Below are 13,364 nucleotides of genomic sequence, written 5' to 3' on the forward strand. Positions count from 1 at the left end.
CAAAATGATTTGCAGACTTCTGCGGTGCGTACGGGACTCGGACCCGAAAATGTCCACAATTTGATTTTCAAATTGTTACAACGACCGTATATCTTTTCTGTAACGAATATGTAACGAACATTTGACTGATTATGTCCTAATGTGACTTAACAATATCTGCGCGTTTTATCATTACGGTTGCAAAGATACACACTTTTTCTGTAACAGCAAACTTTTATCCTATTTTTTTCAAAATCAAATCGGTATGGATTAAAGTTCAGACCTCTAATTAGTTCTCTAATAACGTCTTATACATTGTATTTCAATTTGTTGTTTCATTTTTCAGAAAGACCACTGCCTTAAAACCGACTTTTCTGTAAATCTCCAAAGTCCATTTTAAGGCAATACACCGGAGTAACACCTATAACCGCAAGCCATGCTATTCCATGACTAATGCTTATTACAGAAGTTACTCAACGATGAAGAAGGTTTCACCTCCTTTTTATCGCACAACCTATTTTTGCTTTATTTATCGTAGTCAGAAACCCATTTTCTTCATAAAATTCCAAAAACGCTTTCTGCCTACTAAAAGCCGATTTCAGAAACAGTACAAGCAAAAGAAAAGCCAACAGCGACCACAATGTCATAAATGACACTGCCATCGCCGTGGGCACTTCTTTTATATGCTTGTACTAAAACGGTAAAACCGTTCTTACAGTCATTATTTCATCCATATACAAGTAGCCGAAAATGCCACTTCTACAGGACACGCCAAGCGTGGATCTGTTCTTGTGACCATTTTCGGCTACAAAGCCCCGTGTCGTAAAACCAGTTTGCCTTCCATTGCAGACAAAGCAACAGCAGACAATCCCGTTTTTACGACAATGTACCACCGGAGGAACACCAGTAACCGCAAGCCATGCACGCATGACAATGACGGTTACAGGATTTCCACACGGTGGTCGGAAAGCCAACTTTCCCCTTAGTTGTAGCACCGCCCTTAATCCATCCACATGGCGCTGCACGCCAATACCTCTGTTCCCTTTTCCTTTCCGCCTCTCTATGCGTATGCCTCTGTTTCCATGCCGCCATCCAGGACGGCATCAGGTGTCATTTTCGTTGCATGGGGCAAAGGTAAAGACGGGATTAGGAACTCAAATTTTTTGTCGAAAAATCTCCACGCCCTTTCAGGGGTAGTATTTTATCTAAAAAATTTGCTAATCCTACTCCCTAACCTTTGAGAAGCCCCCGAAACGAAAACGACCAATGCGGTCGGAAGACGTCACAAGAAAACATCGGACATACAGAGAGGCGAAAAGAAAAAGAAACCGCCCACTCCAAATCCGAACAAGGTAATCAACAATCTAAAATCGGAAAATATGAGAATGATATTGAGTGACATCGGAAAGGTATTGTGGAAAGCATTATCCGCAGTAGTAACGGCAACATCAAACATAGCCTTTTGTGCTGGCGGTTTGGTAGTAGGTATCATAGGAGAAATCCTATTCGGCATGTTGAGCATCATGTTCGGCATCCTAATCTCCCTATTTTCAGTAATGGCGGCAATCGGCTTTTTCATTTGGTTATTAACTATTTAACAAATAAAGATATGGCAAGAAGATACAGCAGAACAGCAGCACAGCAATGCAGGTTTTACGAGGTGGACAACATCTTTGAGTATATGGTGGAAACCTACATCAACGGCAACCATTCAACTCTAAGAAGGCTATACCACGAACTCAACAAGGAAGCGAGAAAGGACTTTATCGGTTTTCTTTTGGTGGAATGTCCTCCACAATACCACACGGAGATTTTACAAGAGATTGTCTGACCCCATAAAGAAACGGAGATGAACAGGACAACGGAAAAGATACCCACATGGAGTTTAGCCTACATCATCAATGGCGATGCAAGCGCACTCACAGACGATGAAGTTCAGACAATAGACAGATGGATGAAGCAATGGCAAGTACAAGATGTTTCACCCCTCACAGATGAAGAAGGGAACGCACAGCCTTATTTCACCCATTACCCCCTTTTCGGACTTCCCACAGAAGTGGAAGATTGCGAGATACTTTATTTGAACGACAACCCGACTAAAATTTGAGATTATGATGAAAGGAACAGACCATTTCAAACGAACCATACAGATGTTTTTGGAGCAGAGAGCAGCGGAAGATGAACTATTCGCCAAAAGCCACCGCAACCCAGCCAAGAACATAGACGATTGTGTCACATACATTCTGAACTATGTGCAGAAAAGCGGTTGCAACGGCTTTTCAGACGGAGAGATTTACGGACAAGCCATTCACTATTACGATGAAAACAAGATTGAAGTAGGCAAGCCTATACAATGTCAAGTAGTTGTAAACCATGTGGTGGAACTGACAGAAGAGGAAAAGCAGGAAGCAAGGAGAAAGGCGGTTGCCCAATATCAGCAGATGGAACTCCAAAAGCTACAGAACCGCAACAAGCCGACAGCGAAAAAAGAAACACAAGTCCAACCCTCATTATTTGATTTTTGATATGAAACCGAGAACACGCATACAGAAAGAGGTAGTCCGTTTGTCAAGCGGACTGCCCGAACTGACAGACAAGCAGAAAGCATACGCTTTTGAACATTGCTTCAAGCATCATGCCTACCGCACAAAAGGCGGAACTATCACTTGTTCGGAATGTGGACACCGCTGGAAAGGCGGACACACTCTTGCGGAAACTATATGTGGCTGTAGCTGTCCCCATTGCGGAAAGGGACTTGAAATACTTGATACCCGAAAGAGAGTTTTCAGAGGCAGCGCATATTATGAAATCATTACGACCCGAAAAGGCTATCAAGTGTTGCGCTACTTTATGGTAGGAGCAACATACAAGGTGGGACAGAAGGCAGAGTATTCCATAAGGGAGGTGGTGCAATGGTGGATTGCCCCAAACGGAAAGACCGAAGTTATTGCCCGACTGAGAGCCATGCACACGATGTACTATGACCTTTGGACTGAATGGAGCGATATGGATTTGCGCAGCAACAAGATGCTGAAAGCATACAACATAGACGCATACAAGACCTATCCGGCAATGCGCATCATTCCCGAATTAAAACGAAACGGCTTCAAGGGAGCATTCCACAAACTGACCCCATACGATTTTTTTACCGCCATTCTGACGGACAGCAAAAAAGAAACATTGCTTAAAGCGGGACAGACAGAAATGTTCAGATATACCGTCATATCAAATATCAATTTACATGAATATTGGAACTCCATAAAAATCTGTATCCGAAACGGCTATCATATTGCAGATGCCTCCATGTGGTGTGACCTTGTAAGACTGCTCCGACATTTCGGGAAAGACACCCACTGCCCAAAATATGTTTGTCCGACAGACTTGAAAAAGGCACATGACCGACTTGTCAGAAAACACGAAGAACAGATTGAAAGGGAAAGAGCGGAGCAACGCAGGGAGCAGTTGGTCAAGGACGAAAAGAATTATCTGAAGTCCAAAGGTAAGTTCTTCGGACTTGTGTTTACCGACAACCTTATTCTTGTAAAGGTCATTGAGAGTGTGGCGGAAATGCAACTTGAAGGTAAACTGATGCACCATTGTGTGGGAAGCTATCACAAGAGGACAGACTCTCTTATACTATCCGCAACCATTGACGGCAAACGCATTGAAACGGTAGAGGTTTCACTGACAACATTCAAGGTGGTACAGAGCAGAGGTGTATGCAATTCCAATACCGAATACCACGACCGCATCATCAGCCTTGTAGAGAGCAATGCCGAACTTATCCGCAAACGGATGAGTGCTTGATTTATAGACTTCAAAATATACATGATATGGAAATAAAGATAGAAAACATACTGATATTATGGGACGAGAAAGTTACCGACATCTTTGTCAGTCTGATAAACACCTTGTCCTTGAGTTTCAGTGAAAAGGAAATCCGCAATTCAATGGCGAAACTTTCAGAAAACGAGAACTTCGGAAGGCTGTTCGCCTACGGCTTCGAAGCGCATCACCTTTGGGTAGCCCAAAGGATGATAACCGACCCCGAAAAGGTAATGGAGAACCGACTGCTGATTGTTGAATTTTAATAAATGACTACCATGACAACAAGAATGACCATCAACGGAGTGAGTACCTGCCAGACGGCAGGTACTGAAAAGTACGAAAAGTACCAAACGACTATCAGACGGAAAAGAACAACCCTTTTCCAGTATGACTACCGACACACGGACGGAGAACTTTTCTCTTGTGTGAGACCGACATTGGAGGAGTGCAGACACCTGCGTGACGAATGGATAAAAGGAAAGGAGGACAGATTATGACAGCATACTATGATACTTTGATTGTGACATTCAGCGACCCTATCAGAATTTTGGATATGATGTGTACCGATACTTGTGATGTGGCAACACTAAAGGAGTGGATAGAGAGCTACGAAAGTACAAGAATGACCCCGATAAACGAACATACGGCAGTCATTACTTCCGAATACAACATGGTGCATGTGGTGGAATGGCTCAGAAAATATACCCCCATTGCCGAAATGAAAGAATACTAAAGGTGTGGCGGTACACAATACCGCCCGCACCCGAAACAGATAACCCATAAAACAGAAAGAGCATGAAATACTATTTTATATTGACAGACAGCAGGGACGCATGGATGCAGTTCGTTTACCTCCCTACGGGAGATTATGTATCCGGCTATATCCGTGACTTGCAGAGTGTGGGAATATCCGTACATGACTATGACCTTTGGACGGAGGAAACACGACCCATTGCCGAGCGCACATTGGAACATATAAGGCAGAGCATGAACGTATAAAAAATCGGGTGGCAAAAGCCACCCATTGACAATAACTTAAATTCATTTACAGATGATAGCGAATACAATCTTACAGCAGTTGGGCGGTCATGGATTTACTGTCATGACGGGAGGCCGTAACTATATCAATTTGGGCAACGGACTACAAATGAGCCTTGCAAGGAACAAAACGTCAGCCAACAGACTGAAAATCATCTTGGACGAGGATACGGATACATACACCATGTATTTCTATCGTCAGACACTGACGAAGTATGCGGACATCAAAGTCAAGAAGATAGCCAAATACGAGGGAGTGTACTTTGATATGTTACAGCAGATTTTCACGGATGTAACGGGACTTTACACCCGACTTTAGGCGAGAGCCGCCCTACTTTCTTTCGGTGAGCAGAAGGCGGACAAAGAAAGTAGCAAAGAAACCGCTGTTCCAAAGACTTCCACTGACAGAAGTCTTTTTCTTTTCACAGCTTACAAATTACGGTTCAGAATAAGTGAAAGCGGATAGATATATTTGTTGTATGCCCTTAGTTTTTCCATATCCACCCGGTTGTCCGAATACGGGTTGCTCTTCTCGTCATAGAAGAAGATGTCCGTTATGTTTTCCTTTCGGACAATATGCTCCCCACACTGTGGAATATCCTCCACGTCAAAATCCTCCAGCGGGAGCGTTTCCAGTCTGCCGGGAAGATGGTTGCCAAGCTCGTTCATGTTGTGATTGAAAAGAGCGAAGCCCTTATGTTTGAAGTCCAGACGTATGCCATACGGACGCCCAATCAGAAAGGCATACGCCGCTTTTGCCATATATTTTTCCATGATTGTTTTTTCTGTTTCAAAAAAAGTGGTACAAAATTAGGTCTTTTCCCGGAGCAAAGCAAAACCTTTCCGGAAAATGACAAAAGGAGACCCCACCATTCGTGTGAAGCTCTCCCTTTGCGTTACTTCTCATACAGCAGCAAAAACTCCATTTTCCGTCGCCGCTCTATCGAGCGGATTTTCCGCCCCTTGTAGTGGCAGTAGGATATATACTCCTTATAGATGTCCCTGTCACCGGCTTCCAGCTTCTTCAGCAGACGGCTTTTCGGGTGTTTCCCATATCCGAGCAGAGTTCCGTGACCCACATTGTAGCTGAGTACGGTCAGGATCAGGGCATCTTTCCCATACTTGCTGAACAACCTGTAACGCTTCTCCAAATCCCTTATCAGCAGTTTTTCCGCTTCCGCCTCCATCATATCATAGGACAGTTCCTCTCCCGGAAGTTTACAATGTCCGTAACCGTAGTACGGATAATCAGAACGGTCATGGAGTCCTTCGTATTTTTTAATCAGCTCAACAGCCAGTTCCGCTTTCGGCTCATCGTGGAACGATGCAGCCGTTTCATTCGTATTTTGTGCGGGCAGGCTGACGGTGAACAAGACCGCCAGCACCGCCCATACCAACAACCGTTTCATTACCCCCTTACTGATAGACACCTCCTTTCATCATAACCGAAGCATCAGCCCCGGACGGAACCTTTTCCGCATCCGAATCGTTGTTGAAATCCGTTTCCCATTCAAAAGAGTTCCCGAAATTGTCCTCCACCGTAATGGTCAGGCTCTGTGACTCGTCACACTCCGATGTGTAGCACAGGCGGAACTTCTCGTTCTCCAGCAGGTAACGGTCGTTGGGCTGGAACACCAGCCCGTTGTCGAGCTTCAGCGTACCTTTGCCGTCAAACTGGAAATAACGGATGGTATAGACTGCTCCGTCAAACTCGCCCTCACGCACCAGCTCGCAGCGGATTTCCGCCGTTTCACCCTTTGCCAGCTCCTTCGGTACGGGCATCGTTTCCACCGTAAACGGATAAGCCTGCGTCACATCCAGCCCATCATCACAGGCCGTCATGCCGATAGAAAGCACTCCGGCACAGAAGACTGCCAGCATTTTTACTGTATTTACCTTTTCCCTTATTCCATTTTTAAGTCTGTTCATGTCCATAATCATTATAATTTTATTCCGTTGTTTTTTCCTTTCTTTTCGTTTTCCCGCCATGCCTGCCTTTCGGCAAGCGTCTTTTGCAGATAGTCGTTCAGGTCCTTGCAGCCGCCGTACAGTCCGGAGCAGTCCGTCACCTTTCCGCCGTACCGTGCACGCAGGGCTTCCAGCGTCCTCCGTCCGGCTTCATCATTGTCAAAGTGACATTGCAGTTTCCCGTAACCGTCCAGATGCCTGTATGCCTTCGTTAGGTTCGCCACCGAGTTCAGCACGAGGTGGTCTTCACCGTTTCCAATTCCAAGCACACGTGCCGACAGATAGTCCATGAAACCCTCGTACAGGTTGCAGCTTGCCGAACCGTAAGCCAGCAGTGTCACATCCTTGGGCGGCAGGCATCCCTTGAAGAAGCGGTTGCGTATCTCATAGCCGCCCCCTCCGTTACCGAATGCCACGGCAAAATACCGCTTCCCGTGTGTGGTGTAGTGTATCTCCCTGCATCCGCCGATGGCCACCCCCGACGATATGCCCCTTTCCTGCATGTAGCAGAGCAGCGTCCGGTTCTGGAGCGGCATCAGCTCCACGTCCTCGAAGGACGGCTCTACCGGCCGCCTCACTTCGCATGGGTGGTACACCTTCTTTTCCGGCAGCGGCATACCCGCCACTTCCGCCACATACCTTACCTGCGAGAGGAAATCGGCACAATGGATGAACTCCCCGGCAAGGGCGAAGATATTGCCGCCCTTGCCCAGCCCGTAGTCATACCACAGGTTTCGCTCCATGTTCACCTTGAACGATGCCGTGCGTTCCTCCCTGTACGGAGCCTTGTACCACAGCGCGTTTGTCCTGCGCTGCACGGGCGAATGTCCCAGCCGTGCGAGAAAGTCCTCAATCGGTATCCTCTTCATTCTGTCTATTTCCGTTTCCATAGGCTCATACATCAGTTGATGATGAACTTTATACCTATCCCGTACTCCGTACGGCACACGCCCGTACTGCCGCCCCATAGGAAACGCTCCCTTACCGAAGCCGTCAGTGCGATGAAGTCCGCCAGATACAGCTCCATGTCCAGCGTGGCGGCGCAGCCATAGACGAAGCCGTCCCTGTTGTTCAGCCTTGCCCCGTCATACAGCGTCCTTTCTCCCCAGTTTACCGTCTCGTATCCGGCAAGGGCTGACGCCCCCGCGTAGAAGAACACCGTCTTTTTCACATCCGACAGGAAGTTGTAGTGGAAACCGCCCTCCGCCGTGAACTGTGCCACGGGAACATTCACGTTTCTGTACGGATGGTTGGTCTGCAGGTATTCCGCTCCGTACACCCATTTGTTGCCGCCCCTTGCATAGCTCGACAGTGCGGCTCTCAGCCAGTAGCCGTCCGCCCCGGTCATTCCGGCTTTCATCTCAATGCCCCGCATCTTCGGCAGGCATCGCTGGGCTTCCGCCCGTCCTGCAAGAAGGACGGACAGAAGCATTGCCCAAAACACCGCCTTCCCTTTCATCGCACACACAGTTCGTTGATGGTTTCAGCCTGTACCAGGTCTTCGTTCTCCACGGTGAACGTCTGGTGGCGACCGCCGTTCTTCTCGTTCATCTCCACCACCAGCTGCTTGCCGTCGGGGATGGTGAACTTCTGCAGGCAGAACACCGTGCGCTCTGACTTTTTCCCGGCCACACGTACCGCATAGTTGTACGCACGGAGCGGAAACAGCACCTGTTCCTGGATGGCGGTTCGTTTCGCCACCTTCTTGTCCACAATCTTGAACGTGATGTAGTCCACGTCAAACGGCACGTTGCTCTGGTTCTTTATCTCCGTGTGCAGGTACAGCAGGTCGTTGTGGACATATATCCCTTTCAGCAGATACTGGATGCCGAAACGCTTGCAGCCGATGTGCTTCACCTTGCGCTTGTTCTCCTTGTGCAGCGACTTCATGATGAGATGCACCAGCATGGGGCTTTCGCTTCCCAGTTCCTTCAGATAGATTTCCTGCGCGTTGTTCGGGCGGTTCACCGTGCTGCCGTCATGGATGAAGTCCTTCATCTCCACATTGAGCAGCAGCGGTTCATCGGCGTATTTCACGTTGAACGAATAATAGGACCCGTCCTCCGTGATGACGCTCATGTTCGTCTCCGTGCGGAAGTTCCTTACCGTCGCCTTCACGCGGATGACGTTCTCCGCGCCGTCCGCCTTGCCCGCTATGAGGTTGGGCGAGCCGAGATCCACATAGCGCACAGCCGAGGGAAACAGGATATGCACCGTCTTGTCATACGTGACCTCCAGACCGTGCGGCGGTATCATGCGATCGAACATCAGCTTCCTGGTCAGTCCGTGGTACAGGTCGCCGTCCTCCTCCGTCTGCGGATAGACGTCCTTTACCAGTTTCAGCTCCTCCGCCTTCGTGGTGGCGGTGCTGTCGTTTTTCACTTCCTGTGCGTGTCCTGCACAGACAATGCCCGTCATAAGGGCAAACATCATCATTACTTTTCTGATACTCATTTTTACGTTGGATTTAGTGGTTGATAAAATTTGACTGTTTTTTTCTTTCGCCTCTTGCTGTTTTTTCCTTTCGTCTCTTGCTGTCTATTTTTCCTGATACAGCAACACCCTGTATCCCGACTTCAGATGTACCCTGACGGTGCGCATCTTCTTCGATATATACTGCGAGACTCCCTGTATCACTCCCTTTCCCAGATCGGAGGCAAGCTGCGCCCCCGCATCTGTCGAAATGTTGATGCTGCTCCCCAGCGAACTGCCCATGTTCGCCCCGATTTCCTTTGCCGCGTCCGTTTCCATCGAGCCGGGCACAAAGATGCCCGCCTGTCCGTCGCTGTCGTACACCGCCAGTTCCACCGGAATGATGTTCCCCTGATGTTCCAGCGAGATGATGCCGATTTCCAGACGCTCGCCCTGCAAGCGTGCCATCCCCACAAGGGGCGTATTCCTTGGTATTGTCCGTCCAGACACCCGCATCGGCTCCAGCAGCCGCAGCCTTACCGTCTGACCGTCCGTTATCGTCTGGTCGCCCTGCACGCAGGCGGCGATGGTGTTCTTTCCGGCAGCCTCTGCCGTGCCGATGGCAGTATGGAACCCGTAGTTCCTTTCGCCCCCGTAGTCCGCTATAAAGGCGGAATCTGTCAGGGGTTGCGGCAGGGCGGACACCACCAGCTGCTGCACGCCGCTCACTGGTTCAGCCTTCATTTCCTTTTCGCCGGCATTGCTTCCCGTCATTTCCGTCCCATCGGTCCGTGCGGTCTGTCCGGCATTGCTTCCCCCGTTCTGATACTTCGCCGCCAGCTCGTACGACTTCTCCAGCAGGGCGACCTGTTCCTCCATCCTTGCAGGCTGCTTCTCCTGTTCCATGACCATGCGCTCCAGTTCGTCGATGCGCTGCCTGAGCTCCTTCTTCTCGGCATCCTCCTTCGGCGGCTCGTAGAACGTGCCCAGCGAGGTGTTCAGCCGCTTGTTGGCGGCAGCCGAGGAGCGGATACCCGCATGTTGCCGGCTATCCGTTTCCTTTCGGGGTGTCGCCACCGGTGTCAGGCGGCAGTCTTCCGGTGCATCCGCCGCATCTGGTTTCACGTCCGTGTCGTCCCAGAACGAGGACAGGTCGCCCACCATGCCCCGGCGCTGCTTCTGCCTTTTCTCCAGCAGCTGTTGCTCATAGGCTTTCGCCTTGTCGCCGATGATTTTGGAATCTTCCGGCTGGGGCATATCTGTATTGAATCCCTGCCCCTGCCGTTCCTTCTCCCTGTCCTCCTGCGAGGGGGCAAAGATGAGCCACATGCAGCCCAGAAAGGTCAGCCCCATCAGCGGAAAGACCAGCATCTTCCTTCTCAACAGGCGCTGTTCCTCCGTCAGCGGTCTCTTCTCTTTTGTTTCAATTTTCTTCTGTTCCTTTTCCATACACATTATTATATAATTTCATACTCTCCTGCACAGGCAGGTCCGGTTTCTCGATATGCCGCATCTTCATCGTGCCACCTCTTTCTCCGAAGCCGGCAATGGAGGCAACTGTCGTATGGAGGCACCCGGCGGCAAAGGGGACAAGCATCCCGGCAATGACCGCCAGCCTTGCCTTCGGCGGCAGCGTGTCCAGCTTTCTGCGCAGTTCCGTCCGGAAACGGGTGGCGCACTTTTCAATGATTATTCTCACCTTTCCCATACGCCTATCTCTCCACGCTTCTGATGTCCCTGTTCTCCAGTATGGTGAACCCCTCGATGGTGAACCCGTTCGGGTTGTCGTCCGAGCGGCTCGCATTCAGCAGCCGGCACGATGTCACCAGCGTGCGTTCTGTCACGTTGCTCTCACGGATGATCATCTGCCTTGCGTATGTCCGCGCCTCATAGGGATAGCGGTCGAAGTTGCAGACCACGCTGTCCACCTGGAGCACCTGGTTGATGTTCCCCGCAATGATGCGGTTATAAAAACCTTTTTCCGCAAAGTCGGCATAGTAGTTGTACGCGCTCTTGTCTGCCAGCAGCAGGGCGCGCTTCACGTTGTGCTCGATTGCGCTTTTCTCCGGCGAGAGGGTGAAGAACAGCTCGTGAAAGCGGCGCACGTGTTCCCTCGCTTCCGCCGGGCGGTTCTGCGACAGGTCCTGCGAGAGCGCGAGCATCAGGCTCTTGCCTCCGTCAAGGACGTATATCTTCTGCCTCTGCGCTTCAGCGAAGCGGAAGGCACACACCACCGAGCAGACCACCACGAGGGCGCACGCCGCCGTGTAGATGATTCCGAACAGGCGTATCTGCCGGAAACTCGTTTCAATGTTCTTGAGTGATTTGAATTCCATTTTCTTCTTTTCGTCTTTTAGTTCATGAATTTCTTTGCCTTTTCACATCCCCTTTTCCTTGTCGCCGACTGGTGGATGCCAAGTTAGCGACAAGAGGGGCACAAGTCGGCGACTCGTGAAAGGCGGAACGCCTATCTCCTGAACAGCCTGCCCGCCGTTCCCTTGATGAATCTGCCCGTGCGTCCCGCCGCATTTCCTGCGGTTGCACCCGCCAGACTGCCGCCCAAGGCTCCGGCTGTACCGATGTTTTTGTTGTAACTGCCTATACCGCCACCGGCTTGGATAATCCAACCTGCCACCGTCGGGATAGTGAAGTAGCCCACGATGCCGATGATGAGGAACACGATGTACACCCCGTTGCTCGCCTCCACCGAGAAATTCGGGTCAGCCTGCATCGCTTCGATGTCATTCTGGAGCATCAGTATCTGTATCTTCGCCAGTACCGTGCTGAACAGGTCGCTGACGGGCAGCCACAGGTAAATCTGTATGTAGCGGCTGAACCATGCCGAAAGCGTGGAGTGGAAGCCGTCCCATACTGAAAAGGCGAAGGCTACAGGTCCCAGTATACTGAGCACCACCAGGAAAAACGTCCGGAGCGTGTCGATTATCAGTGCGGCAGCGGAGAACATCAGTTCCAGCAGCTCGCGGAACCAGTCGCGCACGCTCTTCTTGATGTTGTACGACGCACGGTCCATGTACATGCCCGTCATGGTGATCATGTCCGACGGCGACCAGCCCAGCTCGTCTATCTGGCGGTCGAACTCCTCGTCCGAGGCGAGATAGGCGGTCTCCGGGTTGCGCATCATCGCCTCGTATTCCAGCCTGTCTTTCTGTTCCCTGTACTTCTCCATGTCAAAGGTCTGTTCCTCCAGTATCGAGTGCGTCCCCTGTACGATTACTCCCAGAACGGAGTTCATCGTTCCCAGCACGATGGTCGGGAAGAAGAGGATGCACAGCCCGATGGCAAACGGCCGCAGCAGCGGGTACACGTCTATCGCCTCGGCACGGGCGAGCGACTGCCACACGCGCACCGCCACATAGAACAGGGCGCCCAGTCCGGCAAGCCCCTTTGCCACTCCTGCCATGTCCGAGCAGAGCGGCATCATCTCCTCATACAGCGAGAGGAGTATCCGGTGCAGGTTATCGAACTCTCCCATAGGCTACCAGTATTTTTCGTTGGAGTTCCCGTAAAGCGCCATCACCCGGTCCATGTCGTTCTTCTTCCTTGCCCGCAGGTAGGATACCGAAATGGTCTTGTTCGTATAGTAACGCACGAGGTTGCGGTAGTTCAGCAGGTTGCGGTAGGCATTCTCGATCATGGCGAGCCGTTCCGCGTCCGTCAGTGACATCCCCGTCACGTTCACCACGTTCTTCAGGTCCTGCAGCACGTCCGAACTTTCGTCAATCAGCATCGCATAGCCCGACGAGATGGCGGCAAGCTCCTCCGGCGTGTAGTTCCCGTCCGAGAGCATCTTCTGGTAGTTGTCCACATAGGTTTCCGAGATTTCCATTACCAGGGAGATGCTCTTCGCCACCTTCGCGCCGCCTTTCACCACGTCGTGCACCGATTTCAGCGCGTCATAATAGGCCTTTCCCTGCTCGAACACCTTCTTCGTTTCCAGAAAGCCGTTCAGGGTGTTGGCTTTCGTCCCGGCTGTCTCCACCATCTCCTTGGCGGAGTTGATGATGCTCTGCGCAAGATTTCCGGGGTCAGACACCACCCATTGGGCGTGTGCCCTGCCTGTGCCCATCAGGCACAGGCAGACCGCAATCAGCGGCATTTTCAGTTTTCGTTTCATTTTC

Annotated in this window: 21 protein-coding genes; 9 read left to right on the top strand and 12 right to left on the bottom strand. The window is 50.6% G+C overall.

Going from position 1 to position 13,364, the window contains the following annotated elements:
- Positions 1-1,261 precede the first annotated feature (1,261 nt).
- Complete coding sequence (locus ACDG22_RS13375) at positions 1,262-1,558, bottom strand: hypothetical protein (RefSeq protein ID WP_007565604.1); 297 nt, start codon at positions 1,556-1,558, stop codon at positions 1,262-1,264.
- A gap of 30 nt (positions 1,559-1,588) precedes the next feature.
- On the opposite strand from ACDG22_RS13375, the gene ACDG22_RS13380 reads away from it, so the two are divergent.
- From ACDG22_RS13380 to ACDG22_RS13420, 9 genes are all read left to right on the top strand, one after another.
- Complete coding sequence (locus ACDG22_RS13380) at positions 1,589-1,810, top strand: hypothetical protein (protein ID WP_022217990.1); 222 nt, start codon at positions 1,589-1,591, stop codon at positions 1,808-1,810.
- An 18-nt stretch (positions 1,811-1,828) separates the two neighbouring features.
- Positions 1,829-2,086, top strand: a complete 258-nt coding sequence (locus ACDG22_RS13385) for a DUF6926 domain-containing protein (protein WP_007565601.1) — start codon at positions 1,829-1,831, stop codon at positions 2,084-2,086.
- A gap of 7 nt (positions 2,087-2,093) precedes the next feature.
- Positions 2,094-2,504: a PcfK-like family protein gene (locus ACDG22_RS13390; protein ID WP_270230607.1), complete on the top strand. Its 411-nt coding sequence runs from the start codon at positions 2,094-2,096 to the stop codon at positions 2,502-2,504.
- 1 nt (position 2,505) lies between these two features.
- On the top strand, positions 2,506-3,786 hold the full coding sequence (locus tag ACDG22_RS13395; protein WP_270230600.1) for a PcfJ domain-containing protein: 1,281 nt from the start codon (positions 2,506-2,508) through the stop codon (positions 3,784-3,786).
- Between the two features lie 26 nt (positions 3,787-3,812).
- On the top strand, positions 3,813-4,070 hold the full coding sequence (locus ACDG22_RS13400) for a hypothetical protein (RefSeq protein WP_270230599.1): 258 nt from the start codon (positions 3,813-3,815) through the stop codon (positions 4,068-4,070).
- A gap of 12 nt (positions 4,071-4,082) precedes the next feature.
- Positions 4,083-4,304 carry a DUF3873 domain-containing protein gene (locus ACDG22_RS13405; protein ID WP_072543831.1) on the top strand — a complete coding sequence of 74 codons (222 nt, stop codon included), beginning with the start codon at positions 4,083-4,085 and terminating at the stop codon, positions 4,302-4,304.
- The gene (locus tag ACDG22_RS13410) at positions 4,301-4,540 is read left to right on the top strand and encodes a DUF6956 domain-containing protein (protein ID WP_005650234.1); all 240 of its coding nucleotides are present in this window, start codon (positions 4,301-4,303) and stop codon (positions 4,538-4,540) included. The genes ACDG22_RS13405 and ACDG22_RS13410 overlap by 4 nt, the downstream gene beginning before the upstream one ends.
- Before the next feature lie 62 nt (positions 4,541-4,602).
- The gene (locus tag ACDG22_RS13415) at positions 4,603-4,806 is read left to right on the top strand and encodes a hypothetical protein (protein WP_021908424.1); all 204 of its coding nucleotides are present in this window, start codon (positions 4,603-4,605) and stop codon (positions 4,804-4,806) included.
- 52 nt (positions 4,807-4,858) lie between these two features.
- Positions 4,859-5,164 (top strand): hypothetical protein, encoded by a 306-nt coding sequence (locus ACDG22_RS13420; RefSeq protein WP_270230597.1) that lies wholly within the window; start codon positions 4,859-4,861, stop codon positions 5,162-5,164.
- Positions 5,165-5,274: 110 nt separating this feature from the next.
- Here ACDG22_RS13420 and ACDG22_RS13425 read toward each other — a convergent pair whose 3' ends face one another.
- From ACDG22_RS13425 to ACDG22_RS13475, 11 genes are all read right to left on the bottom strand, one after another.
- Positions 5,275-5,619 carry a hypothetical protein gene (locus ACDG22_RS13425; protein ID WP_270230596.1) on the bottom strand — a complete coding sequence of 115 codons (345 nt, stop codon included), beginning with the start codon at positions 5,617-5,619 and terminating at the stop codon, positions 5,275-5,277.
- A 122-nt stretch (positions 5,620-5,741) separates the two neighbouring features.
- Positions 5,742-6,254, bottom strand: a complete 513-nt coding sequence (locus tag ACDG22_RS13430; protein ID WP_270230595.1) for a glycoside hydrolase family protein — start codon at positions 6,252-6,254, stop codon at positions 5,742-5,744.
- A 7-nt stretch (positions 6,255-6,261) separates the two neighbouring features.
- A complete protein-coding gene (locus ACDG22_RS13435) occupies positions 6,262-6,780 on the bottom strand; it encodes a DUF3872 domain-containing protein (protein WP_270230594.1) in 519 nt (172 codons plus the stop codon).
- Positions 6,781-6,785: 5 nt separating this feature from the next.
- Positions 6,786-7,703 carry a toprim domain-containing protein gene (locus ACDG22_RS13440; RefSeq protein WP_270230593.1) on the bottom strand — a complete coding sequence of 306 codons (918 nt, stop codon included), beginning with the start codon at positions 7,701-7,703 and terminating at the stop codon, positions 6,786-6,788.
- An 11-nt stretch (positions 7,704-7,714) separates the two neighbouring features.
- A complete protein-coding gene (locus ACDG22_RS13445; protein WP_270230592.1) occupies positions 7,715-8,272 on the bottom strand; it encodes a conjugal transfer protein TraO in 558 nt (185 codons plus the stop codon).
- Positions 8,269-9,267 carry a conjugative transposon protein TraN gene (gene traN / locus ACDG22_RS13450; protein ID WP_370858922.1) on the bottom strand — a complete coding sequence of 333 codons (999 nt, stop codon included), beginning with the start codon at positions 9,265-9,267 and terminating at the stop codon, positions 8,269-8,271. Before traN ends, ACDG22_RS13445 begins: the two co-directional genes overlap by 4 nt.
- 84 nt (positions 9,268-9,351) lie before the next feature.
- Positions 9,352-10,680: a conjugative transposon protein TraM gene (traM, locus tag ACDG22_RS13455; protein WP_270230591.1), complete on the bottom strand. Its 1,329-nt coding sequence runs from the start codon at positions 10,678-10,680 to the stop codon at positions 9,352-9,354.
- Complete coding sequence (locus ACDG22_RS13460) at positions 10,649-10,933, bottom strand: TraL conjugative transposon family protein (protein WP_270230590.1); 285 nt, start codon at positions 10,931-10,933, stop codon at positions 10,649-10,651. Before ACDG22_RS13460 ends, traM begins: the two co-directional genes overlap by 32 nt.
- Before the next feature lie 4 nt (positions 10,934-10,937).
- Positions 10,938-11,561: a conjugative transposon protein TraK gene (traK, locus tag ACDG22_RS13465; RefSeq protein ID WP_057098990.1), complete on the bottom strand. Its 624-nt coding sequence runs from the start codon at positions 11,559-11,561 to the stop codon at positions 10,938-10,940.
- 131 nt (positions 11,562-11,692) lie between these two features.
- Positions 11,693-12,718 carry a conjugative transposon protein TraJ gene (traJ, locus tag ACDG22_RS13470; RefSeq protein WP_270230589.1) on the bottom strand — a complete coding sequence of 342 codons (1,026 nt, stop codon included), beginning with the start codon at positions 12,716-12,718 and terminating at the stop codon, positions 11,693-11,695.
- 3 nt (positions 12,719-12,721) lie between these two features.
- Positions 12,722-13,360, bottom strand: coding sequence for a DUF4141 domain-containing protein (locus ACDG22_RS13475; RefSeq protein WP_270230588.1), 639 nt, complete (start codon positions 13,358-13,360; stop codon positions 12,722-12,724).
- Between the last annotated feature and the right edge of the window lie 4 nt (positions 13,361-13,364).

Origin of the sequence: Phocaeicola coprocola (assembly GCF_041333015.1) — a bacterium.
GTDB classification, from domain to species: Bacteria; Bacteroidota; Bacteroidia; order Bacteroidales; family Bacteroidaceae; genus Phocaeicola; species Phocaeicola coprocola.